This is a genomic window from Planococcus sp. SSTMD024 (assembly GCF_041320495.1).
Taxonomy (GTDB): domain Bacteria; phylum Bacillota; class Bacilli; order Bacillales_A; family Planococcaceae; genus Planococcus.
Map to the genome: position 1 here is coordinate 221,719 of NZ_JBGGNS010000019.1, position 23,771 is coordinate 245,489.

A 23,771-nucleotide genomic window follows, 5' to 3' on the forward strand; every position below is an offset into this window, starting at 1 on the left:
CTGTTATGAATCACCTTTGATGGTTCTTTTAATCTTGTCGAACAATGAACTGCTTTGTTCTTCCGGGATATCCCCGGAAATTTCAGCAAACTCGCGCAGCAATTGTTTCTGCTTTTCGCTCAACTTGGTCGGCACTTTCACTTTGATGGTGATGTGCTGATCGCCCACGCCGTATCCGTGGACGTTTTGTACGCCTTTCCCGCGCAGGCGGAAGCGTGCGCCGTTTTGCGTTCCGGCTGGTATTTTCAGTTTCACTTTTCCGGAAACCGTCGGCACTTCGATCTCATCACCGAGTGCGGCTTGCGGATAAGTAATTGGCAACTCAAGGTGGATATCATCCCCGTCGCGCTCGAATTGCTTGTGCGGTTTGACACGGAACAGCACATAAAGATCTCCGGCTGGCCCGCCGTTGATTCCTGGTCCGCCTTGTCCTGATACGCGCAATTGCTGCCCGTCGTCGACGCCCGCTGGAACCGTCACTTTGATTTTCTTCATTTTTCTTACTTTGCCTGCCCCGCGGCAAGTAGTACATTTTTCTTCAATGATCTGGCCGGTGCCTTCGCAATGGTGGCAAGCACGGCGGTTGACCATGCGGCCAAACGGCGTGTCTTGCGCGACATTCAATTGGCCCGTTCCTTCACAATATGGGCATGTCTTCTTGCTCGTTCCAGGCTTCGCGCCGGAACCGTCGCATGTTTCGCATGTTTCATCTTTCGGGATTTCAATTTCCGTCTCCCGGCCGAATATCGCATCCAGAAAATCGATGGTCATGGAATATTGAAGATCCTCGCCTTTTCGAGGTGCATTCGGGTCGCGCCGGCGCGTGCCGCCGCCGAAGAAGGTGCTGAAAATATCATCAAATCCGAATCCTTCCGCACCGCCGAATCCGCCGCCAAAGCCTTGGTTCGGATCTTGGTGGCCGAATTGATCGTATTGGGCGCGTTTTTGATCATCACTCAATACTTCGTAGGCTTCCTTGACTTCCTGGAACTTCTCGGAAGCATCCGCTTCCTTGTTGATGTCCGGGTGATATTGTTTGGAAAGCTTTCGGTACGCTTTCTTGATTTCCTCTTTTGAAGCATCCTTAGAAACGCCAAGGACTTCATAATAGTCTCGCTTATTCATAGGTCACTCTCCCTCTTGCAGTCAACTGTAATTGTACACGGTTTAAATTGCGCTTGCAAAGACATTGAAAAAGCCAAAGCAGTTGCTTTGCTTTGACTTTTTCGGCCTTGCATATCTTACTTGTCTTTATCGTCGTTTACTTCTTCAAAGTCAGCATCGACAACGCCGTCGTCATTACCTTGCTGAGCTTCGCCTTCAGCGCCTTGCTGGTTCTGCGCTGCTTGCTCGTAAGCTTTCATGGCAAAGCCTTGAAGAAGCTCTTGCAATTTATCTTTTTTCGTGCGGATATCTTCGATGTCTGTGCCTTCTAGCGCGGTTTTCAACTCATCGCGCGCGGCTTCCGCTTGTTTCTTCTCGTCTTCAGAAACTGCTTCCCCAAGGTCTTCGATCGTCTTATCTGTCGTAAAGACTGCTTGGTCTGCTTCATTGCGAAGTTCTACTTCTTCTTTGCGCTTCGCATCCGCTTCTGCATTTTCTTCCGCTTCTTTCACCATGCGGTCGATTTCATCATCCGTAAGCGTTGTGCTGGATTGGATGGTAATCGTTTGTTCTTTTTGCGTGCCGAGGTCTTTCGCTTTTACGCTGACAATGCCGTTCTTGTCGATATCGAAGCTTACTTCGATTTGTGGCACGCCGCGCGGTGCTGGTGGAATATCCGCCAACTGGAAGCGGCCGAGTGTTTTGTTGTCGGCTGCCATCGGGCGTTCGCCTTGCATGACATGGATGTCGACTGCCGGCTGGTTGTCCGCTGCAGTAGAGAATGTCTGCGATTTAGATGTCGGGATCGTCGTGTTGCGTTCGATCAATTTCGTGAACACGCCGCCCATTGTTTCGATACCAAGGGATAGTGGCGTAACGTCAAGCAATACCACGTCTTGAACGTCGCCAGTCAATACGCCGCCTTGTACAGCTGCGCCCATTGCGACAACTTCGTCTGGGTTAACGCCTTTGTGCGGGTCTTTGCCTGTTTCTTTTTTGACAGCTTCTTGTACAGCCGGGATGCGTGTAGATCCACCGACCAAAATGACGCGGTCAAGTTCTGATGCGGAAACGCCTGCATCTTTCAAGGCTTGGCGAGTCGGCCCCATCGTACGTTCGACTAGAGAAGAAGTCAACTCGTCGAATTTCGCGCGGGATAGGCTCATTTCCATATGAAGCGGCCCTGCTTCACCGGCTGTGATGAACGGCAATGAAATTTGAGTTGTTGTTACGCCTGACAAATCTTTTTTCGCTTTTTCAGCAGCATCTTTCAAGCGCTGTGTCGCCATTTTGTCTTTCGACAAGTCGATGCCGTTTTCTTTTTTGAATTCCTGGACCAAGTAGTCGATGATCAATTTATCAAAATCATCGCCGCCCAGACGGTTGTCGCCGGCAGTCGATTTTACTTCGAACACGCCGTCGCCGAGTTCAAGGATCGATACGTCGAAAGTACCGCCGCCAAGGTCATAGACCAAGACCGTTTCGTCTTTTTCCATTTTATCCAGGCCGTAAGCAAGCGCTGCTGCTGTCGGCTCGTTGATGATGCGTTCCACTTCAAGGCCTGCGATGCGCCCAGCGTCTTTAGTCGCTTGACGTTCTGCATCGTTGAAATATGCCGGTACCGTAATGACGGCTTTCGTTACTTTCTCGCCAAGGTAATCTTCAGCATAGCCTTTGATGTATTGAAGGATCATCGCTGAAACTTCTTGCGGCGTGTATTCTTTGCCTTCAGCCGTCACTTTTTCCTGTGTCCCCATCAATCGTTTGATGGATTGGATGGTGTTCGGGTTCGTGATGGATTGGCGTTTCGCTACTTCACCGACTTGGCGTTCGCCGTTTTTAAACGATACGACGGACGGTGTCGTGCGGTTGCCTTCCGGATTTGGGATGATCTTTGGTTCTCCGCCTTCTAGGACTGCGACCGCTGAGTTTGTTGTACCTAAGTCAATTCCGATAATTTTGCTCATTTAAAATTCCTCCATTAACATTAGATTCTCTGATTTTCAATCATTCGTTCACTTTCACCATTGCCGGGCGGAGCACTCTGCCATTCAGGGTATACCCCTTTTGAAGCTCCTGTAACACCGTACCCGGTTCGCTGTCTGCATCGCTTTCTTGCATTACTGCCTGATGGAAATGAGGGTCGAATGGTTCACCGACCGCTTTGATCTCTTCCAAGCCTTCCGCCGCTACAGCGTCAGCCAGGGATTTTTTGACCATTTCAAGGCCTTTCAAAAGTGAAGCGGATTCTTCGCTTTTCGTTTCAACAGCGAGCGCACGGTCAAAATTATCCATGACCGGCAACAGATCCGTCAACAAGGACTGGGAACGGAATTGTTTTGCCAATTCCTGGTCTTTTTTTACACGGCGCTTGAAGTTGTCATAATCTGCCAAAAGACGCAAGTATTTGTTCTGCTCTTCTTCAAGTTGTGCTTGAAGTGCGGCTGTCTCATCGATAGGCTCTTCAGCTTCGGCTTGTTCAGCCGACTCGACAGTGCCCGGTTCAATTCCTTCAGCAGTTTCTGCCGTTTCTTCAGCGGCACCTTGCGTTTCTTGTTGTACAGTGTCCTGCTCTAGGTCTTGTTGTTTGAATGTTTCTTTTTCATTCGACAAAATATGTGCCTCCTTTGGTTCACTTTCCTTGAAACAGCCGTGTCAGCTCTTTCGATAAATCGCCGCTTACATAATCAAGCAGCGAAACGATCCGGCGGTAGTCCATTCTTTTCGGGCCGACGATTGCGATGGAGCCTACCTGCTCATCCCCGATATCATAAGACACCGTAATGACCGAGCAGTCTTCCATGGCCGCCAATGCATTCTCGGATCCGATGCGGATTTGAAGCCCTTGAGCGCCGATCGGCAAGATTTCAGGAATGTGTTTCCCTTCTTCCATCACATCCATCAGCTCACGGATTTTTTGGATATCATGGAAATCCGGCTGCTTCAAAATGTTCAGCTTGCCTCCATAATACACATTATCCGAGTGCGGAAGCAGCAGGGCCTGCTGGAACGTACGGAATAATTCCCCGTAACGCTCGATATGCTGGCGCAAGAGAGCGAGTGTTTCCTGCTCGAGGCGTTTGTGCAAATCGTGCAGCGAGACGCCAATGAGCCGCTCGTTCATGATATTGACCATCTTTTCGATGTCGGATGGATCCAGATCCGGCGGGATGGAGAATACCCGATTTTCCACATGCCCCGAATCGGTGACGATGATCGCCACCGCCATTCCCGGGGACAAAGGCACGATCGACAATTTCTTGACGATGTGTTTCCGGATATCCGGCCCGAGCAGAATCGACGTGTAATTCGTCAATTCGGACAGGATGCCAGCCGAGCGTTTGATGATTTCCTCGGTTTCGGTCACTTTTTCCTCAAAAACCGAACGAAGCTGGACAATGTCCTGTTTCGGTACAGGATTCGGTGTCAGCAAATGGTCCACGTAATAGCGGTAGCCTTTTTGCGACGGAATCCGGCCCGAGGATGTGTGAGTCTTTTCGAGGTAGCCCTGGCCTTCTAGTTCAGCCAATTCGTTGCGAATGGTTGCCGAACTGGCAGTGATGCCCGGCTTTTTAGCTAGTTGGTTCGATCCTACCGGCTGCGCTGATTGGATATAATCATCGACTGTCACTTTCAAAATGAGCAGCTGCCGTTCTGTTAACATGATCATCACCTCTGTTAGCACTCTATGAGTTCGAGTGCTAAGACTACACTAAAATTACCAAATCTTTTTTTGCTTGTCAACGGATGCGCTTCTTATGAAAGCAAAAATTGCTCAAAGACTTCGTTGCCGACAAATCGGCCTTTATGCGTCAGCTTGACACGGCCTTGTTCGACCGCCAAATTGCCTTTCGCTTTTTCGTTTTGGAGAATCTCCCCGTACACTTTTTCCAGCGGCGCGCCGAATTTTTCTTCGAAATGGGCAATATCGACGCCTGCCGTTTTGCGAAGGCCGAGGAACATTTCTTCTTCCATCTGCGCCTTGACGCTGACTTTTGTCTCGTCAAGCACAGGCCGCTCCCCAGACTCCAGAGGCTCCATGTACTTTTTCAATGGGCCGTGATTGGAATAGCGGACGCCGTTCACGTAGCCATGGGCGCCAGCCCCGATCCCGATGTATTCTTTATTGTCCCAATACAGGAGGTTGTGGCGGGATTCATGGCCCGGCTTTGCGAAATTGGAAATTTCGTATTGATGCAAGCCGTGCTTTTCCATTTCATCCATGAGGCGCTCGTACATATCGCCTTCCAAGTCTTCCGTCACTGTATTGAGCTTGCCTTTGACCATCAAATTATAAAACACCGTTTTCGGCTCGATGATCAACGAATACGCCGAGAAATGCGGCATGCCGAATGCGAATGCGCGCTCCAGCGTTTCATCCCATTGCGCCATCGTCTGTCCGGGCAACCCGTACATCAAGTCAAAGCTGATATTCGTAAACCCGACTTCCCGTGCGGTTTCGACAGCCCGGAGCACATCCTCATTGGCATGCGTGCGCCCGAGCCGCTTCAATAAATCCTGGTCGAAGGTCTGGACGCCCATGCTCAGCCGGTTGACACCGCCTTTATAGAGCACTTCCATTTTTTCACGCGTCAATTCATCCGGGTTCGCTTCGGAGCTCCACTCGACGTCTTCAGCCATTGGGACATACCGATGGATCAATTCGAGCAAACGCTCCAACTGCACAGGCGTTAAGGCAGTCGGTGTCCCGCCGCCGAGAAAAACCGTCTCAAGCGGCTCCTCCAGTGCGCCTTGTTGTTTCCACAGTGCCAATTCCTTGCCGATCGACTCGATATAGCCGTCCACTGGCTGGTCTTTGAAGAACACTTTATTGAAATCGCAATAAAAACAAATCTGGTGGCAGAATGGAATATGGATATACATGCCTTTTACCATTGAAAAATCCTTCTTTCTAATAAGAAAAGGAGGCAGAAAAACCGCCCCCTTTTTTTCGTTTTATTTGGATTGGTCATCCATCTTCAGGACAGCCATAAATGCTTCTTGGGGAACTTCCACGGAGCCGACTTGCTTCATCCGCTTTTTCCCTTCTTTCTGCTTATCAAGAAGTTTTCGCTTACGGGAAATATCGCCGCCGTAGCATTTCGCAAGGACGTTCTTCCGGATAGCGCTAATGGTTTGGCGGGCAACGATCTTCTGGCCGATGGCGGCTTGGATCGGAACTTCAAACTGCTGGCGGGGAATCAAGGTCTTCAGTTTGTCGACAATGACTTTCCCGCGTTCGTAAGCAAAATCCTTATGGACGATAAAGCTCAAGGCATCGACTTTCTCCGCATTCAGGAGAATGTCCATTTTCACCAGCTTGGAATCCTTGTAGCCGATCAATTCATAATCGAACGAGGCGTAGCCTTTGGTGCCCGATTTCAATTGGTCGAAGAAATCATAGACGATCTCAGCAAGCGGCAATTCGTAAATGATGCTGACGCGTGAATTGTCGAGGTAATCCATCGTCATGAAATTGCCGCGCTTCTGCTGGCAGATTTCCATGACGGCGCCGACGAAATCGTTCGGGACCATGACAGTCGCCTTGACATACGGCTCTTCGACGTATTCAATCTTTTGCGGGTCCGGCATCATCGCCGGGTTGTCGATATTGAGCACTTCCCCGTCTGTCATGTGGACGTGATAGATAACGCTTGGCGCAGTGGTGATCAAATCGATATTGAATTCACGTTCGATGCGTTCCTGGATGATCTCCATATGCAACAGGCCGAGGAAGCCGCAGCGGTAGCCGAAGCCGAGCGCTTGTGAGGATTCTGGCTCGAATTGCAATGCCGCATCGTTCAGTTCCAGTTTTTCCAGTGCATCGCGCAAATCATTGTATTTCGATGTATCGATCGGGTACATCCCGCAGTAGACCATCGGGTTCAAGCGGCGGTAACCTGGCAGTGCTTCCTGTGCCGGGTTGTCCGCAAGCGTAATCGTATCCCCGACGCGGGAATCCGCGACGTTTTTGATGGAAGCAGTGAGGAAACCGACATCGCCGACCGTCAATTCATCGCGCAAGGTCACTTTCGGCGTGAAGACACCAGCTTCGACGACATCGAACTCCTTGCCGCTTGCCATCATTTTGATTTTATCGCCCGGTTTCACGGTACCTTCCATGATCCGGATGTAGGCAACGACGCCGCGGTACGGATCATACAAAGAATCGAAGATCATCGCCTTGAGCGGTGCGGACGGGTCTCCTGTCGGTGCCGGTACTTTTTCGACAATTTGTTCGAGGATCTCTTCGATGCCGATTCCCGCTTTAGCGGAAGCCAGCACAGCTTCAGACGCATCGAGGCCGATGACGTCCTCGACTTCCTGGCGCACGCGCTCAGGGTCGGCTGCAGGCAAATCGATTTTGTTGATGACCGGAAGAATCTCGAGATCGTTATCGAGCGCCAAATAGACATTGGCCAAGGTCTGCGCTTCAATGCCTTGCGCTGCATCGACGACGAGCACGGCGCCTTCACATGCAGCGAGGCTGCGTGACACTTCGTATGTGAAGTCGACATGGCCCGGCGTATCGATCAAGTGCATAATGTATGTTTCTCCGTCTTTTGCTGTATAATTGAGCTGGACGGCGTTCAATTTGATGGTGATGCCCCGTTCACGCTCCAAATCCATGGAGTCGAGCAATTGGGATTTCATTTCCCGTGCTGTCAGTGCATTGGTTCTTTCCAAAATGCGGTCGGCCAGCGTCGATTTTCCATGATCGATGTGTGCGATGATGGAAAAGTTGCGGATCTTCTGTTGTCTCGCTAATCTCTGTTCTTGGTCCATTTTCTTCACTCCCATATAAACTACTTTGAATTATAGCAGTCAAGCGGGTAATGGGCAATGAATGACCGCATAAAGCTTCAACTGTCAAGGCAAACTTCTTTGCACGTAACTATTGCATTCGGCCAGCCGATTTGATAAAATAACTTTTGTTGTATAGAGACATTGAAGAGCAAGGGCTTCGGCCTGCCGCTCAAATTGTCTAGGAGGTGAAAGATATGCCAAACATTAAATCTGCAATCAAACGTGTTCGCACGAACGATACGAAAAATGCTCAGAACTCATCTGTTAAATCTGCAATGCGTTCTTCTGTGAAAAAGGCTGAGCAAGCTGTAGCCAACAATGAAGAAAACAAAGGGGATTCCCTTAAAGCAGCAATCAAACAAGTTGAGAAAGCAGCTTCTAAAGGTTTGATCCACAAAAACACTGCTGCCCGTAGAAAATCAAGCCTCATGAAAAAAGCGTAAAACGCATCAAAAAGCCGGCCCTGTATTGGGCCGGCTTTTTTCTGTGCAAAAAAACAAGCGCCGCCCGGTTCAACAGGCAGCGCTTATTTCGCTAGGTGATTACACAATCAAGAAGATTGCTTCGTATGCCCCGCGCGTTTCATGAGGAAGAATTCCAGCACCCGTTCCCTATTGCCGGAAACGGTTTTTAATTGCAGGTCGATGTCCGCCAAATCCCCGAGCACTTGAAGCAACCGGGCTTCCGAAATCTGCCGGCGCTTTTCCACTAATAATTTGACGCGGTAAGGATGCGCCTTGAGCTGTTTGGAGATTTGCTGCGCATGATAGCCTTTTTTCTGCAGGTAATAGACATGCACCATGAAGCGGATCTGCGACGCGAGCAGCGCGGCGAGTGCGACGGGCTCTTCCTTTTGGCGCAACAGGTCGTAATAGACGCTGAGTGCCGTCTTGACGTCCCCGTCCAAATAGGCTTGCAGCATCTTGAAGGCATCCTGCTCGAGGGTCCGCGCAGTCATGTCTTCAATGAGCGCTTGTGAGATCTCTTCTTGCTCCGAGCCAAGGTATAAGGACATCTTCTCGATCTCCGAAGCGAGCATGTTTAAATTGGTGCCCGCCATTTCGATGAGCTTTTGCGCACTTTGGCGCTCCACTGTCTTGCCATGGGATTTCGCCTCATGCGCAATCCAGCTTTCCAGTTCATGCGGCTGCAGTGCTTTCGCTTCGATAAGCACGGCGTTCTTTTTCATCAACTTGACGATTTTTTTGCGTTCATCCAATTTTTCATACGGTGCCACAAAAACCGTCACACTTGTCGCCGGGGGATTCTCGAGCCATGCTTCCAAGGATTTGAGGTCATGGTTGATTTTTTCTTTCCCGCGTTCCGCCGCTTTCAGGAACGAAGCGTTGCGCGCGATGATCAGCTTGCGGTCGCTGAAAAACGGGATCGTGTCCGCTTCTTCCAGCACATGGCCGACCGGCACTTCATCCAAATCAAAATTGGAGACATCCGTTTCCCCCGCCTCCGCCATTTGCGCTTTCAGCAATTCGATTGTCTTGGTGATGAAATAACTCTCTGTGCCGACGATCAGGTAAACCGGATCGATTTTATCCGCGCGTATCGACTTCCAAATTGATGTAATCATACGTTTCACTCCCTCTGCCCTTAACTATACCGGATTTCTCCGCTTCGGTCTGCCTCACGGGGCAAGTCCGCTTTTGACAGTTGTGTGACGTCGGCCGAATTCGGCGGACATTGTTGAGTTCGATATGGATTTTTCGCTTTTGTTCCCTTATAATAAAATCAACTAGGAGGGATTTTCAATGAATGAATTTGAACAGAACGTTCAGTCCAAACGCAACGATGCCATCGATGCAGGGATGGGCTTCGTCGTTTCCTTTGGTTTCTTCGCACTTATTTTCATCATCGCTGGCGTCGTGCAATTCGTAGCCCGCTGATTACAAAAAAAGCCCCGGCCTATGCCGGGGCTTTTTTTATTTTCGGCTGGTGTCGACCGTGACACGCCCGTCTTCAATCGTCATGCGGATCGTTCCGTTCTCGGCTGTCGACACAAGCCGCAGGCCCAATTCACCGAAACGCGCCGTCACTTCCGGGCTCGGATGCCCATAGCGGTTGTCGACACCTGCAGATACGACCGAAACTTGCGGCCGCAGGGCTTCCAGAAAAAGCTGCGAGCTTGACGTCTTGCTGCCGTGATGCCCGACTTTCAGGACTGTCATGCCGGCTAGTTGTTCGCCATAGCGCTCAACAACTCCCGCTTCGCCGTCACTTTCCAGATCTCCCGTAAAGAGGAACCGTTGTCCCTGGTGTTCCATCAACAAGACGAGCGAATCGTCATTGCCTTCATATAATTCATCTTCCGGCGATAAATACGTGAATTGCGTTTCGCCCACTCGCCACCCTGCACCGCTCTTTGGCAATTCCACACGGGCTTCCCGGGCAGTCGGTGCAAGCTCGGCCATCAAAGCATTCGCTTCAGAGCCAGGCGTAATATGCAGGCACTCCACAGCCAGTTCTTCAAAGACTTCATCCGCCCCTTCTGCATGATCTGCATCCGGATGGCTCAAGATAAAAAGGTCGACACTGGAGATCCCGCGCCCTTTCAAATACGGCACCACCGTTTGCCGCCCGACTTCAAACAGCCGGCTTCGTTCCTGGAATGTCTCCCCATCAAAACGCAACACCCCCCCGGCATCGATCAAGTACACTGCCTTGCGGTAAGGCAGCTCAATCAATGCGCTGTCGCCCTGGCCGACGTCGATAAAACTGACATGAAGCCTAGGGTCGATAAACGGCTTCACCGTCAGCAACAATGCCGGCACAAGTAAAATGAGCATTAAACGCAGGCGAAAGCGCTTTTCCGCCTGGATGAAAAACAGCAACACGCTGGCAGCCATGAACAACAGCCAACCAAGAGACGGCCTGCCCGGCGTCCAGACTTGGTGGGGCAAACCCGCCAAAAACGAAGTCAGCCTCTCAATCCAGCTGCGCAGCGGCTCATAGGCCGCAAAAAGAACGGTATCGATGCCGGACGGCAGAAACGTCGCAGCCAATAGAATGAAATTCGCCGGCAAAATCAGCAGTGTGAACAACGGGACATAGAGGGCATTTACCAAAAAGGAGGATAGGGAGATTTCAAAAAAGTGGAACAGCAAAAGAGGATATAGACATAGCTGGGAAACGGCCGTGACAATCAAGCCGCTTTTTATAACAGAAGCCCCTTCCATCAATTTCATCGAAGCAATGATCCCGAAACTCGCCCCGTATGACAATTGAAAACCGATATCCTGCAACAGACCGGGGTCCATCCACAAAAACAGGATAAAGCTCGCAGATAAGGCGTGAACGGCTGAGACACGCAGCCCGAAGAACCGCGCCCCCAATACTAATGCCACCATGGCGCAAGCCCGCATGACCGACGGGGCAGCTCCAGCAAATACCGCATAAAGCGGCAGCACAACCAGCAATAACACCGTCGCACTTTCTTTTCTGACACGCAAGCGCAGCAAAATAAAATAAATCATGCCAGTGACGATGCCGACATGCAAACCCGATATAGCAAACAGATGGGTGATGCCGAGCGTCCGCTGAATCCTGGCCTGTTCAACATCCATACCGCTGCGATCCCCGAGCAAAAGCGCTTTTGCTTCCACTGTTAATGATTCGGGGAAGGATGTCTCGATATGTTCAATCAAATCACTGCGCTGCCGGGCCAAACGCGCACGCAGCCCTGTCCCCGATGCCGCTGACTCGAGCGTTTCGATCTCAAGCATGCCCGATGCATTATGGCGTGTCAGATAGCTCGCCATATCAAACGCGTAATGATGGGCAGGCTTTCTCGGCTCCACATATTTTCCCGCCACTTGTAGCGCCGCTGATGGGCCCAGCGCCCGCAACCGCTGCTGTTCTTCAACTGAACGGATTCGGTAGCTGGCATAAATGACTTGGCCAGAACCGGCAGACGCAAATCCTGACAAGCGGTCGCCGTCGATCGATATTTCACCGAAAATAAGTGCCCCTTGAAAACTTCCGGTTAATAATGGGCCCTCCACCAGACGGGCATCCATGTTAATGAAGGAAATCAATGACAACGCGAAAACAATCACCAGCCAAATGCCAGCTTCTTTCCGGTATATCATCCAACAAAAAAGCAGCACCATGAGCAAAAGCTTATCAGCTGAGCCATGTGCTGCTTGTGCGGCAATTGCCGTCGCAATTGCTGCATAGAGAAATAACGCTTCCGTTAAACGATAAGTTCTCCGAATAATTCCTTCACCCGTTCTTTATAATGGGACAACTCTTCTTCGCTCGCCCCTTTTGCGCCAAGCTTATCAATCAATTCCATATACAGCGCCGTTTTCTCGACGCTGAGGAAATCGATCGTCCGTTCGTCGAACACCACTTGGATCACTTCAACATTTGCCTGTTCCAGCAGTTCGATCGCGTATTCATGATTTTTATAATCCGCCGCGTAATAAAGGCGCGAAATGCCCGCCTGGATAATGGATTTTGTGCATTGGAGGCAAGGGAAATGGCTGACATACATATCGGCGCCGCTGACGCTGACACCATATTTCGCACATTGCAAGAGTGCGTTCATTTCCGCATGGATGGTCCGCACGCAATGGTTATCGACGACATAGCAGCCTTTATCGATGCAATGGTCCCCACCGGAAATCGAGCCGTTATAGCCCCCGGCCATGATGCGCCGGTCCCGGACGATCGTCGCTCCGACAGCCAGCCGTGTGCAAGTGCTTCTTAGCGCTAAAAGATGGCTTTGAGCCATGAAAAATTGATCCCACGTTATTCGCTTCATCTGATTGCCCCCTGCTGTTTCGTTAAATTAAGTGTAGCAGAGGCAGTTGTTTCGTCAAGAGCCGTCCGTCCCTATCTGATACGGACCAGTTCTTTCAATTGTTCAAAGCTCTTTTCGCCGATGCCTGTCACGTCCGTCAATTGCTCGGTGCTTTTGAATGGCCCGTTTTCAGTGCGGTGCGCCACAATTGCCGCGGCTTTGGCCGGGCCGATTCCAGGAAGTTCGGTCAACTCATCTTCGCTTGCCGTATTCAAGTTGATGAGGCCGGGCTCTGCGCTGCCTGCCGGTACTGCGGCTACCTGCTCAACGCTTTCTTCGCCTTGTTTCGGTACATAGACCGACGATTCATCCAGCACGATGACCGCCAGATTGATCGAGCGGCTGTCCGCTTCCGGCAAAAAGCCGCCGGCCGCTTCGATGGCATCATTGATACGCGAACCGGCAGGCAATTCATACAAGCCCTCATTTTTGACCGCGCCTTTCACATCGATCATGACGCTTGTCGGGACCGCCGGATCGGTTTCAGGTGGCGGCGCTTGTGTGATGGTTTCAGAAGTGAGTTCGTCGAGGCGTGTAGCCTCAGGGGGTTCGTGCAGGAGAAAGAAATAGAGAAGCGCCAAAACCGCGGCGATCGGCACAACGATGCGGCCGTATTTGGCAAGTTGTGGAGACATATTCAGTGGGCATCCCTCGTTTCCGCAGAAAGCAAACAGCTGAAGCTGTCTGAATTATATAATAACGGACAGGCAGAAGTCTATCTTTCCGTGAAAAAACCCCGCATATCAAAATATGCGGGGTTGCTGCTTGTCGAGAAAAGTAAAAAGCCGTATTTTCCGAAGCTTATCGCACGACTCCGCGGGCTCGCGCTCAAGCCTCCTCAGCCGCTTCGAAAACCTTGTGCTCTCACATCTGCAGGGCAGATGCGTCGCAAATGAATGCGCTCAGCTAAGCTTCGCTCATTCATTTCTTGCGGGGTCTCGGTCGTCTCGCTTTACCACTGGAAAGATAAGGTCGACCTACGGGAGACATTATCTTTGCGAAAGTAATGCGTAGCATTATTGAGCAGAAGGGGTTACGGGCGAACGCTTCTCCAAATACTTAGAGAGATCATTGATTTTTCATTGTAGAAAAGGCGATTCCTTTTCGATCTACTGCGAACTATAGACTTTTCAATACTTTGAAAACCCGCATATCAGAATATGCGGGTTCGGTGGGGGTGATTATTTTTTCGCGCGGAAAAAGATCCGTTCGCTTTCGTCGTTTGGTGCATCCGCCGTGAAATCAGCAGTCACCGATTCCACCGTGAACCCTGCTTCTGCGAGCCATCCCTTGTACACGTCAACCGGGAAAGTCCGTTGTTCGTGCGTTTCTTCAAACCGCTCGAACATCCAGCCTTCACGCACGAAAAACGTCAAATCGTGGATGACGCTGTGAGGCGTTGAGCCTTTTTCCGTGTGCCACATATAGGCAAGGTCTTCCCCATCGTAAACGAACGGGCTATGCATAAAGATCTCATCGACTTTAAACACCGAATGGACATCGAAGAAAAAATACCCGCCCGGCTTCAACGCCGCATAAACTTGTTCGAACGTCTTCTTGACCTGCTCTTCTTTCGCTAAGTAATTCAACGAATCGATCGCGATCGTCACGGCATCGAAGCCTTCCAAGCCTTCGAGATTGTCCATGGACAATTGAAGCACCGGAATATCCAGCCCCGAGTCCTTGAAACGCTGTTGTGCCACAGTGAGCATGTCAGCGGACAAATCACTCGCCGTCACGTCATAACCGAGTTCACCCATCAATTCAGACAGCACGCCGGTGCCGCACGCAAGATCGAGTACAGATCCGGAGCGCATCGTTTCAGCAATCCATTCCACGTATTGTTCGTATGGAATATCTTCCATCAAGTCGTCGTAAACTGCCGCAAACCGCCCGTAGTTCATACTTCGAGCTGCGGGGCGTCGCGCCATAGACGCTCTAGGTTATAGTACGAGCGCTCATCGCGATGGAATACATGTGCTACGACATCGCCAAGGTCCACCAAGACCCAGCGCGCTGCGTCGAAGCCTTCGACACTTTTCACTTCATAGCCCGCTTCTCCGGCTTTATCCATCAATTCACGGGCAATCGACTGTACTTGGCGGTCCGAGTTCGCGCTGCAGATCAAGAAATAATCCGCCAACAGCGAAATCCCTTCCATGTTCAATACAACGATGTCTTCTGCTTTTTTATCCTCTGCGGCTTGGTACGCCACTTGCAATAATGTATCTTTAGTCATTCTTCACGTTCCCTTTCTGTTGCTCGAAATGCTCCAGGCATTTCAAGGAATCCGGATAAACCGGCTGATTTTTTGATGCGAGAAATTCGATCGATTGCCGGATCGACGCTTCCATCAAGCGGTCGAGGCCATCATTCTTCATGGCTCTCAACCGGTCGACTCCCGGAAACTTGCGGCTCGGCTCGATCATGTCTGCAATGTAGATGATTTTTTCAAGATCGGACATGCCGGAACGCCCTGTCGTATGGTAGCGGATCGCGTCGAGAATCTCTTCATCTTCGACTCCGAATTCATAATTGGCCACATACGCGCCGACCGGGGCATGCCATAGCTCATGGTGATAATCGAGCAATAACGGATCCATTCTTTCTTTTTCGATGATGCCGCGCATCCACTCGCGATCCGCGAATTTCGCCACGTCATGGAGAATCGCCGCAATTCGCGCTTGTTCTTCAGGCACTCCGTAATGCTTAGCAAGCATGACCGCCGTATTCGTTACGCCCAGCACATGGTTGAAGCGCTTTTCAGGAAGGCGTTCTTTCACTTTTTGGAGCATCAGGCTCGGGTCCATACAATCGCTCCTTCCGGATAAAAGTTTCCACTTGTTCGGGAACGAAAAAAGTCAATGGCTTGCCAGCCAAGACGCGCTCCCGCAGCATCGTCGAGGACAAATGCATCTCCGGGGAATCGATCATCATCACCGGATACTCCGTTTCGGCGACATAGCCCGGCCGCCCGATGCCGACAAACTGGACCAATTCCGCCAGTTCGCTGATGCGGTGCCAGCTATGCAGGCTTTCGACCATATCACCGCCGATGATGAAATAAAATTCACATTCCGGTTCCCGTTCGATGAGCTTGACCATTGTCTCATACGTATACGAAACCCCACCGCCCGACACTTCAATGTCTTCTAGGCGAAAATGGGGCTGGCCCTCGATAGCAAGTCGCGTCATCTTGACACGCGTTGCCGTATCGATTCCGCTCGATTCCTTATGAGGCGCGATGGCATTCGGCATAAAGCGTACTTCATCCAAGCCCAGTGCGTAGTAGGCTTCATTCGCCATGATCAAATGGCCAAAATGCGGCGGGTTGAACGTGCCGCCGAGAATGCCGATTTTGCGTTGTTTCACGGAAGCTCAATCCGTTTATTGTTGACGGACGCTTTATACAAAACAACAGTATGGCCGATCAATTGCACCAATTCCGCTTTTGTTCCTTCTGCCAGATGCTTCGCCACTTCGTGCTTGCCGTCTTCGTTGTTTTGCAGAATGCTGATTTTTACGAGTTCGCGTTTTTCGAGGGCCTCCCCGATCTGTACGAGCATCGCTTCATTGACGCCGCCTTTTCCGACTTGGAAAATCGGGTCCAAATGATGCGCTTCACTTCTTAAAAAACGTTTTTGTTTACCTGTTAACATGATTTCCTCCTAATTTTTCCGTAATCAATTGAATCATTTCTTCTGTATCCGGACGGATGCCTGTCCATTTCTCGAACGCGATGGCGCCCTGGTTAACGAACATGCCGACGCCGTTCAGCACCAGGCAGCCTTTCGCTTTCGCTTCTTTCAAAAATGGTGTTTCGAGCGGATTGTAGATGATATCCGCAACGACCGAACCGCTTCCGAGATGCGTCAAAGACAGCGGCAGCGCTTCTTCGGTCAAGCCGACCGAAGTGGTCTGGATGATCGTATCGAATTCACTCAGGTTCGCTTCGGCTTCAGCCAGCACCATTGCTTTACTGCCGGTTTCATCCGCCAGTTCCTGCGCTCTTCTGAATGTACGGTTGGTGATGGTGATATTGTGGAAGCCGGCACGCGAAAGCGCAAAACTGATGCCTCTTGCCGCCCCGCCTGCACCGATCACCAGCAACGCCTGGTCTCTGTCGACTGGATAACTCAATAGCGAACGGACAAAACCGTCGCCATCAGTATTAAAGCCCTTCAAACGCCCGTTTTTTACAGCGACTGTATTGACTGCATTCATGAGACGTGCCATTTCGTCCAACTCGTCCAATAGCGGGATTGCCGCCTGTTTATGCGGCAAAGTGATATTAAAGCCGCTGACCCCAAGCATTTTCATCGAATGAACTGCTTGTTCCAGCTGTTTCGGTTCCACATGGACCGGGATATAGGAAGCATCGATGCCATGTTTTTCAAACCAATGATCATGCATAAAAGGCGATAAGGAATGGGAGATTGGGTCTCCGATGACCGCATACCATTTCTTCATTGTGAAAACCTCCTATATGAGCGATGGGCGGACGATGACTTCTACCCCTTTAGGTGCGTGGGCAGCAACCGTCACATCATCATGCTGGACCGTAATCCAGCCGAGCCCAGAAAAGACAATGTCTGTCTTGCCTTCTTTGATGCGGAATTCATGGCGCACCAATTCCGGAAAATCTTCTTTGTATTCAGCAGATGGCGGGGCAAGCATGCCACCCAGGTGCTGTTCATATAAAGCATCTGCATTATCCAATTTGGTCCGGTGGATATTCAGTGAATTTGCGGCATGCACCGTGAACGATGAACGTTTGCCGCTGATGAAATCGAAACGCGCCAATCCGCCGATGAACAATGTCTGTTCAGGATTCAATTGGAACACACGCGGCTTGATTTCTTTTTTCGGCATGATCGTCTTGAGATCTTCCGTATGCAGATGATGCGCCAGCTGATGGTGATTGATGATGCCCGGCGTATCGAAAAGCGAGCGCTCGTCATCGAGCGGAATGCCGATCATATCAAGCGTCGTTCCCGGGAAATGAGAAGTCGTGATGACATCCCCTTCGCCAGTCGCCTGTTTGATGACACGGTTGATGAATGTCGATTTGCCGACATTCGTGCAACCGACCACATACACATCGCCGCCGTCGCGGTATTGTTCAATCGCATCCATCGCTTCAGCGACGCCCGTCCCTTTATGTGCGGAAACAGTCAGAATGTCGATCGGGTTCAAGCCCAATTTACGCGACTCCTGCTTCATCCAATTGATCAATTTTTTCTCTTTGACCGATTTTGGAAGTAAGTCCGCTTTGTTGGCAATCAACAAAATCGGGTTGTTCCCGACAAAACGGTGCAAGCCCGGCAGCCAGCTGCCGTTAAAGTCAAAAATATCGACGATTTTCACGATCAGCCCTTTGCGTTCCCCAAGGCCGTTCAAAATGCGCAGGAAATCGTCATCCGTCAAGGAAACAGGCTGCAACTCGTTGTAGTTTTTCAACCGGAAGCAACGTTGGCAAATGATTTCTTCTTTATCGAGCGAAGACGGCGGCGCGTAGCCGATATCGTCTTTCCGCTCTGTTTGGATCTGTACACCGCAACCGATGCAATATGGCATTTCTGTCAATTTTCTTCCTCCCACATCAATTGTCCTTTTTCCTTCAACCTCTTCATGATCCGGCGTTCCACCATGCGGTTGAAACGCGTGAAAAAGCCGTCCGATTGCGCGACCGGCAATACAAGGATCGTATGAAGCTTATTGCGGTTGCCGCCGAAAATATCGGTCAGCATCTGGTCGCCAATAACAACGACTTGTTCGCGCTTGACGCTCATGATCTTCAGCGCTTTGCGGAATGCTTTGCCCATCGGCTTTCTCGCCTGGTGAATGAACGGGATGCCGAGCGGGTCAGCGAATGACTTCACGCGCATCTCATTATTATTGGAAACGATGACCACTTGAATTCCCGCATCTTTCATCGATTTCAGCCATTCGATGAGGCGCGGCGTCGCTTCAGGGCGGTCCCATTCGACCAATGTATTGTCCAGGTCGGTAATGATGCCGAGCACCCCTTTTTCTTTTAATGATTCTGGCGTTATGTCAAAAACCTCTTTAACGTATTGCCTTGGAATAAAATATCGATACACACATAACAACTCCTGTTTCTAGGGACTTAAGTTCATTGATTATACCATATATGCAAGGGGTTCTCCCACCTTGACCCGGTCGCCGTCGTGGATTTTCGCATCGAATTGAAGATGTGCGCTTTCAAAGAATAATGCGACCGTCGAACCGAAGCTGAAATAAGCCACTTCCTGGCCTTTTTGCCATTCGTTTCCGAACTCCGTCAATTCGATTGAATTGACGTACATCGCCCCGACTTTCACGACTAATATACGGCCATGCGGCGTTTCGAGCTCCGTGATGAGCCGGCGGTTGCCGCTGATCGGTGATTTGCCGTAGGTCAGCCCAAGCCGATTGACGGGATAGGATTTTTCGCCGAGCATGTATTGCTTCACGACTTCGCCGTCTGCCGGGCTATGGATGCGGTGATAATCTGCAGGTGATAAATAGAGAATTGCATACTGGCCGTTTGCATAGCGCTTCGCCGATTGCTCGCCGCCGAGCAGTTCAGCCAGTGAATAGTCGATGCCTTTGACCTTGAACCGGCTGTCGTGTTCGATAGCGCCGTGGATCTCGAGGCGCCCGTCGACCGGAGATACCAGTTCAGCACCGGCAACCGGCCGCGCATCTGCTTTCAAACTGCGTGTGAAGAAGTCATGTAAGCTCGTATATTGGCCGCTCGGGCGGTCGATATCGCCGAGCTCGATTTTATAAGTCTTGATGAATCCAGGAACGGCCTTTCGGCTGATAGCTGATTGGGCGACACGTTTTAGCACAGCGGAACTGGCCTTGCCATTGCCTAATTCAATCAAGTTTTGATAAATGCGCTTTTTCATGCTAGCACCTCCGTCGTTAAAATAGTCTACCATTTTATGACGATTCACAGTATAATTGTCGAAAGTATATCAAAAAAGGAGCGCTTGCATTGATATTGATCGACAAAATGGATCACACCATCAAACGGCTGAAAAGCCAGGCAGCCAACACATTGACAATCGGCAATATGGTGTTCGGTGGCGCCTCACTGATGGCGACTTTGAACGAATACTACAGTTATAGTGTGCTGTTTATTTTCATTGCTGCATTTTTGGATCGTTTTGACGGCATGGTCGCGAGAAAATACAACCAGGAATCCGAACTCGGCAAACAATTGGATTCCATGGGGGATATCATTTCCTTCGGCGTGGCGCCGGCATTGCTGATCCATCAGCTGGCCTTGCAGGATTTCGGTCTGGCGGGCATGGTGTTCACCGTTATTTATATTTCATGCGGCGCATTCCGCTTGGCGCGCTTTAATATCACCGAATCAAACGGCTATTTTACCGGCTTGCCGATCACTGCAGCCGGAACTGTGCTAACTTTGTCATATTTCGGGTTCGGCCATTGGTCGCCCGCTGTCTATATGTTCATCCTATTGATTTCTTCACTATTGATGATCAGCACATTTTCATTACGGAAAGTATAAAAGCTGAGGGCTTGATGCCCTCAGCTTTTTGCTTGTTTTGGGATGAAGTTTCAATATTAAACGCGCTGGAGCATCTTTTCGATGACACGCAGGACGATTTCAGTTGAATGCTTGGCGGCAACCGGCAGGAATTCATCAAATGAAATTGAGGATTCCTTGCCTGCGATATCCGACAAGGCGCGGATGACGACAAATGCCGTATCGTATTGGAAACAGACTTGCGCGACGGCAGCCGCTTCCATTTCCGCTGCTTTCATCTCTGGAAATTGCTGCTTCACTAAAGCAACACGCTCGGGATCACTCATGAACGAATCACCAGTTGCGATAAGCCCAACTGCATGCTGGTGCTCACCGATCTCATCGACCGCCTTAACTGCGAGTTCGATTAATTCCTTGTTAGCGGTATAGGCAGCCGGCATTTGCGGCACTTGCCCAAGCTCATAGCCGAATACGGTTGCGTCGACATCGTGGTGGCGCACTTCATCGGAAATGACCACTGCGCCGACTTCCAGCTCCTCATCAAAGCCGCCTGCAGAACCGATGTTCAACACGAGGTCCGGATTGAACTCCTGCATGAGGATCGTGGTCGTCATCGCCGCATTGACTTTGCCGATGCCGCTTTTCAACAGAATGAGTTCCTGGCCTTTGTATGTACCTGTCGTGAATTCGCTATTGGCGATTTCACGGACAGATGTGTTCGCTAATTGATTGCGCAACAATTCTACTTCTTCTTCCATTGCGCCGATTACACCGATTCTCATTGTATCCGCTCCTTACATCCATGATTACGCCGGAAAAACGGCGCCCTGTTAATAGGCGCCGTCCAACGTTTTAAGTACATCCATTTTCTCAGGTTTCCAACCTTCACCGTCTACCCATTCAAGATAGACGCGGTACTTCTCGGATTGGTCTTTCGACTGGACTGTTGCGATGGATTTTTGCGGGCCGCCGCCATTTTGAACCATCATGACATACATATCATTCTGGGACAAACCGGTAGCATACGTGACCGCTTCAATTTTTTCGTTCCAATCAACCGAATTTTTCTGGTAAGAAGAGACGTGGTCGCCGCTTTGGCTTGTGCCAATAGGCTCCCAACTTGTGTTGACGATGGTTTCACTGACGATCGGGTCGTTGGACTCTTCACGTGTGATGGTTCCGCCTTTGGTTTCTTCCTCTTCTTCTTCTTTTTCTTTCTCATCTGCTTCTTTCTTGGCTTCTTCTTCAGCCTTGGCTTCCTCTTCCGCTTTCTCTTCAGCCTCGAGGTCATTTTCTTCTGCTGTCACTTGCGTATCATCATCGCCGCTCGTTTGGCTTTCCGTTTCAGGCGTTGTTTCTGTGGATTCAGGATCTGCTGAATCGCCGCCGCCCCCGAATAGCAATGTCGCCCCGATGATAACCACCAAAGTAAATACTAGGGCGATCATGATGTTCAGGATGGAATTCGAACGATTTTTATTGTTCTTATTCTTATTCAAACGAGAGGGATAAGATTTTTCTTCGTTAGCCATGCAATGCCCCCCTTTACACATATTTTATCACAGTTAGCCCATGACAAATTTGACGTTTCAACTAAAGTTTTGTTTCAGCCATCAAAAAAACAGCCACTCCCATAGGAATGGCTGGGTGCATCAATTGATCGAAACGATCTTGACTTCCATTTCCCCGCCTGGCGTCAATACTTTCACACGGTCACCGACAGTGCAGCCAAGCATGCTTTTAGCTATTGGCGAGTCGTTGGAAATACGGCCTTCCAACGGGTCTGCCTCTGCAGAGCCGACGATGGTATAGGCTTCTTCTTCGCCGTCTGGAATTTCCATAAACGTAACTGTTTTCCCGAGGCGGACGACATCGTTGCCAGCTTCCTCTTCATTTATAATTACCGCATTGCGGATCATGGATTCCAATGTAGAAATACGCCCTTCGACAAAGGCCTGGTCTTCCTTGGCGGAATCGTATTCGGAGTTCTCGGACAAGTCCCCGAAGCTTCTTGCTACTTTGATGCGTTCCACCACTTCTTTGCGTTTGACCGTTTTCAAATAATCCAGTTCATCTTCCAACTTCTGCTTTCCGGCAGCTGTCATCGGAAATTGTTTATCGTTTGCCATACTCTTCCCACTCCTTCAACTGCTGACTATGGATGCGCTAACATCCGTCAGTCTCGTATCATTCTATTATAATTTTCCAATCTATTCAAGAATTGTTTTAATTTTTGTAACCATTAAATCAATTGCGACTTCGTTCTGGCCGCCTTCCGGGATGATGACGTCCGCATAGCGCTTCGTCGGCTCGATGAATTGGTTATGCATCGGGCGGACAACCGTCAAATATTGCTCGATGACTGAGTCGATCGTGCGGCCGCGTTCGTTGATGTCGCGCATCAAGCGGCGGATGATGCGGAGATCCGCGTCGGTGTCGACGAATAATTTGATGTCCATCAATTCTCGCAGGCGTTCATCTTCCAAAACCAATATGCCTTCAAGAATGATAACATCTTTCGGGTCAATCACAATACTCTCCTCTGCACGGGTGTGCAAGGCGTAATTATAAATCGGTTTTTCGATCGCACGCCGCTCGAGCAATTCGTTGACATGCTTGATCAGTAAATCCGTATCGAACGCGAGCGGATGGTCGTAGTTGGTTTCTAAACGCTCCTCGAACTCGAGGTGACTTTGGTCTTTATAGTAGTAATCTTGCTCGATAACCACTACGGAATGCTCTTTGAACACTTCATAGATGGAATTGGTGACACTGGTCTTGCCTGATCCTGAACCGCCAGCGATGCCGATGACGACCGGTCTGTTTTTAGACATATACGTTAACTCCTTGTGTATCGATTTTCATTTTTTCCTGCAGACGAGAAGCCCGTCGCCGACCGGCAGAAGCTCACAGTCGAAAGCGGGGTGTACACCCATTTTCTCACGGAACGAACGGATGTTACGGATCATCGTGCGCTTGCGTCTCGGCACTTCCTTGATCGGCTGTTCCGCCATGCCGTGCATCGACATATTATCGCAATAAATGATGCCGCCTGGAGCAAGCAAGCTTTCGTATTTATTGAAGAAACGCTCATATTGCCCTTTGGCTGCGTCGATGAACAGGGCATCATAAGACGGGGTCAATTCGGCAATGTCCAGTTCGAGCGCATCGGCACAGATGGCACGCACGCGGCCTTCCATCCCCGATTCCCGGATGAATCCAAGCGCCTTGCTGTGGCGTTCTTCGTCCCGTTCAATTGTGTCGATGCTTGCATCTGGCAAGGCAGCGGCCATCCGGAGCGCTGAATAGCCAATTGCCGTCCCGAGTTCAAGCAAGCGCAACGGCTTTTGACGCTCCAATAATTCCAGCAGCTCCCCGATGCCCTGCTCTTCCATGATCGGCACATGATGCTCTGCCGCATAGGAGCGCATCGTTTCGAATAATGCTTCTATCGTAGTATCGGCCATTCTCGATGTCCGCCCCTTTCGTACTCTAATCCTTCATTTGAACAGAAAAGAA

At 50.3% G+C, this 23,771-nt stretch carries 27 protein-coding genes; 3 read left to right on the forward strand and 24 right to left on the reverse strand.

Annotated elements, in window-relative coordinates; all coding sequences use genetic code 11:
- Positions 1-3: 3 nt before the first annotated feature.
- The 6 genes from dnaJ to lepA all read right to left on the reverse strand — a co-directional run bounded on the left by dnaJ (position 4) and on the right by lepA (position 7,890).
- A complete protein-coding gene (gene dnaJ / locus AB9R92_RS04995; RefSeq protein ID WP_370668396.1) occupies positions 4-1,125 on the reverse strand; it encodes a molecular chaperone DnaJ in 1,122 nt (373 codons plus the stop codon).
- Between the two features lie 116 nt (positions 1,126-1,241).
- Positions 1,242-3,071, reverse strand: coding sequence for a molecular chaperone DnaK (gene dnaK, locus AB9R92_RS05000; RefSeq protein WP_370668397.1), 1,830 nt, complete (start codon positions 3,069-3,071; stop codon positions 1,242-1,244).
- 40 nt (positions 3,072-3,111) lie between these two features.
- The gene (gene grpE, locus AB9R92_RS05005) at positions 3,112-3,717 is read right to left on the reverse strand and encodes a nucleotide exchange factor GrpE (protein WP_370668398.1); all 606 of its coding nucleotides are present in this window, start codon (positions 3,715-3,717) and stop codon (positions 3,112-3,114) included.
- A gap of 19 nt (positions 3,718-3,736) precedes the next feature.
- Positions 3,737-4,768 carry a heat-inducible transcriptional repressor HrcA gene (gene hrcA, locus AB9R92_RS05010; RefSeq protein WP_370668399.1) on the reverse strand — a complete coding sequence of 344 codons (1,032 nt, stop codon included), beginning with the start codon at positions 4,766-4,768 and terminating at the stop codon, positions 3,737-3,739.
- 92 nt (positions 4,769-4,860) lie between these two features.
- Positions 4,861-6,000 carry a radical SAM family heme chaperone HemW gene (gene hemW / locus AB9R92_RS05015; RefSeq protein ID WP_370668400.1) on the reverse strand — a complete coding sequence of 380 codons (1,140 nt, stop codon included), beginning with the start codon at positions 5,998-6,000 and terminating at the stop codon, positions 4,861-4,863.
- A 60-nt stretch (positions 6,001-6,060) separates the two neighbouring features.
- The gene (gene lepA, locus AB9R92_RS05020; protein ID WP_370668401.1) at positions 6,061-7,890 is read right to left on the reverse strand and encodes a translation elongation factor 4; all 1,830 of its coding nucleotides are present in this window, start codon (positions 7,888-7,890) and stop codon (positions 6,061-6,063) included.
- A gap of 215 nt (positions 7,891-8,105) precedes the next feature.
- On the opposite strand from lepA, the gene rpsT reads away from it, so the two are divergent.
- On the forward strand, positions 8,106-8,354 hold the full coding sequence (gene rpsT, locus AB9R92_RS05025; protein ID WP_068869008.1) for a 30S ribosomal protein S20: 249 nt from the start codon (positions 8,106-8,108) through the stop codon (positions 8,352-8,354).
- A gap of 107 nt (positions 8,355-8,461) precedes the next feature.
- On the opposite strand, the gene holA is transcribed toward rpsT, so the two are convergent.
- Positions 8,462-9,496, reverse strand: coding sequence for a DNA polymerase III subunit delta (holA, locus tag AB9R92_RS05030; RefSeq protein ID WP_370668402.1), 1,035 nt, complete (start codon positions 9,494-9,496; stop codon positions 8,462-8,464).
- A gap of 178 nt (positions 9,497-9,674) precedes the next feature.
- Between holA and AB9R92_RS05035 the strand changes: the two genes are divergently transcribed.
- Positions 9,675-9,809, forward strand: a complete 135-nt coding sequence (locus AB9R92_RS05035; RefSeq protein ID WP_082799234.1) for a YqzM family protein — start codon at positions 9,675-9,677, stop codon at positions 9,807-9,809.
- A 36-nt stretch (positions 9,810-9,845) separates the two neighbouring features.
- Here AB9R92_RS05035 and AB9R92_RS05040 read toward each other — a convergent pair whose 3' ends face one another.
- From AB9R92_RS05040 to AB9R92_RS05095, 12 genes are all read right to left on the reverse strand, one after another.
- Positions 9,846-12,011, reverse strand: coding sequence for a DNA internalization-related competence protein ComEC/Rec2 (locus tag AB9R92_RS05040; protein WP_370668403.1), 2,166 nt, complete (start codon positions 12,009-12,011; stop codon positions 9,846-9,848).
- Positions 12,012-12,115: 104 nt separating this feature from the next.
- Positions 12,116-12,688, reverse strand: coding sequence for a ComE operon protein 2 (locus AB9R92_RS05045; protein WP_370668404.1), 573 nt, complete (start codon positions 12,686-12,688; stop codon positions 12,116-12,118).
- A 71-nt stretch (positions 12,689-12,759) separates the two neighbouring features.
- Positions 12,760-13,362 carry a helix-hairpin-helix domain-containing protein gene (locus AB9R92_RS05050; RefSeq protein ID WP_370668405.1) on the reverse strand — a complete coding sequence of 201 codons (603 nt, stop codon included), beginning with the start codon at positions 13,360-13,362 and terminating at the stop codon, positions 12,760-12,762.
- Positions 13,363-13,908: 546 nt separating this feature from the next.
- Entirely contained in the window at positions 13,909-14,631 is a 723-nt protein-coding gene (locus AB9R92_RS05055; protein WP_370668406.1) for a class I SAM-dependent DNA methyltransferase, read from the reverse strand.
- A complete protein-coding gene (gene rsfS / locus AB9R92_RS05060; RefSeq protein ID WP_211653974.1) occupies positions 14,628-14,966 on the reverse strand; it encodes a ribosome silencing factor in 339 nt (112 codons plus the stop codon). Before rsfS ends, AB9R92_RS05055 begins: the two co-directional genes overlap by 4 nt.
- The gene (yqeK, locus tag AB9R92_RS05065) at positions 14,959-15,537 is read right to left on the reverse strand and encodes a bis(5'-nucleosyl)-tetraphosphatase (symmetrical) YqeK (RefSeq protein WP_370668407.1); all 579 of its coding nucleotides are present in this window, start codon (positions 15,535-15,537) and stop codon (positions 14,959-14,961) included. The genes rsfS and yqeK overlap by 8 nt, the downstream gene beginning before the upstream one ends.
- Positions 15,491-16,099: a nicotinate-nucleotide adenylyltransferase gene (locus AB9R92_RS05070; RefSeq protein ID WP_370668408.1), complete on the reverse strand. Its 609-nt coding sequence runs from the start codon at positions 16,097-16,099 to the stop codon at positions 15,491-15,493. The genes yqeK and AB9R92_RS05070 overlap by 47 nt, the downstream gene beginning before the upstream one ends.
- Positions 16,096-16,386, reverse strand: coding sequence for a ribosome assembly RNA-binding protein YhbY (yhbY, locus tag AB9R92_RS05075; RefSeq protein WP_274624989.1), 291 nt, complete (start codon positions 16,384-16,386; stop codon positions 16,096-16,098). Before yhbY ends, AB9R92_RS05070 begins: the two co-directional genes overlap by 4 nt.
- Positions 16,373-17,197 carry a shikimate dehydrogenase gene (aroE, locus tag AB9R92_RS05080; RefSeq protein WP_370668409.1) on the reverse strand — a complete coding sequence of 275 codons (825 nt, stop codon included), beginning with the start codon at positions 17,195-17,197 and terminating at the stop codon, positions 16,373-16,375. Before aroE ends, yhbY begins: the two co-directional genes overlap by 14 nt.
- Positions 17,198-17,209: 12 nt before the next feature.
- Complete coding sequence (gene yqeH, locus AB9R92_RS05085) at positions 17,210-18,313, reverse strand: ribosome biogenesis GTPase YqeH (protein WP_370668410.1); 1,104 nt, start codon at positions 18,311-18,313, stop codon at positions 17,210-17,212.
- A complete protein-coding gene (locus AB9R92_RS05090; RefSeq protein WP_370668411.1) occupies positions 18,310-18,840 on the reverse strand; it encodes a YqeG family HAD IIIA-type phosphatase in 531 nt (176 codons plus the stop codon). Before AB9R92_RS05090 ends, yqeH begins: the two co-directional genes overlap by 4 nt.
- A 30-nt stretch (positions 18,841-18,870) precedes the next feature.
- Complete coding sequence (locus tag AB9R92_RS05095) at positions 18,871-19,644, reverse strand: phosphatidylserine decarboxylase (RefSeq protein WP_370668412.1); 774 nt, start codon at positions 19,642-19,644, stop codon at positions 18,871-18,873.
- 107 nt (positions 19,645-19,751) lie between these two features.
- Between AB9R92_RS05095 and pssA the strand changes: the two genes are divergently transcribed.
- Positions 19,752-20,273, forward strand: a complete 522-nt coding sequence (gene pssA, locus AB9R92_RS05100; protein WP_418054983.1) for a CDP-diacylglycerol--serine O-phosphatidyltransferase — start codon at positions 19,752-19,754, stop codon at positions 20,271-20,273.
- A gap of 56 nt (positions 20,274-20,329) precedes the next feature.
- Here the strand turns inward: pssA and mtnN are convergent, their stop codons facing one another.
- The 5 genes from mtnN to AB9R92_RS05125 form a co-directional block, all read right to left on the reverse strand.
- On the reverse strand, positions 20,330-21,034 hold the full coding sequence (mtnN, locus tag AB9R92_RS05105; RefSeq protein ID WP_370668413.1) for a 5'-methylthioadenosine/S-adenosylhomocysteine nucleosidase: 705 nt from the start codon (positions 21,032-21,034) through the stop codon (positions 20,330-20,332).
- Positions 21,035-21,082: 48 nt separating this feature from the next.
- Entirely contained in the window at positions 21,083-21,784 is a 702-nt protein-coding gene (locus AB9R92_RS05110; protein WP_370668414.1) for a YrrS family protein, read from the reverse strand.
- Between the two features lie 120 nt (positions 21,785-21,904).
- Positions 21,905-22,381: a transcription elongation factor GreA gene (gene greA, locus AB9R92_RS05115; RefSeq protein WP_068868992.1), complete on the reverse strand. Its 477-nt coding sequence runs from the start codon at positions 22,379-22,381 to the stop codon at positions 21,905-21,907.
- 81 nt (positions 22,382-22,462) lie between these two features.
- On the reverse strand, positions 22,463-23,107 hold the full coding sequence (gene udk / locus AB9R92_RS05120) for a uridine kinase (RefSeq protein WP_442757086.1): 645 nt from the start codon (positions 23,105-23,107) through the stop codon (positions 22,463-22,465).
- Between the two features lie 6 nt (positions 23,108-23,113).
- A complete protein-coding gene (locus AB9R92_RS05125; RefSeq protein ID WP_370668415.1) occupies positions 23,114-23,719 on the reverse strand; it encodes an O-methyltransferase in 606 nt (201 codons plus the stop codon).
- Positions 23,720-23,771 lie beyond the last annotated feature (52 nt).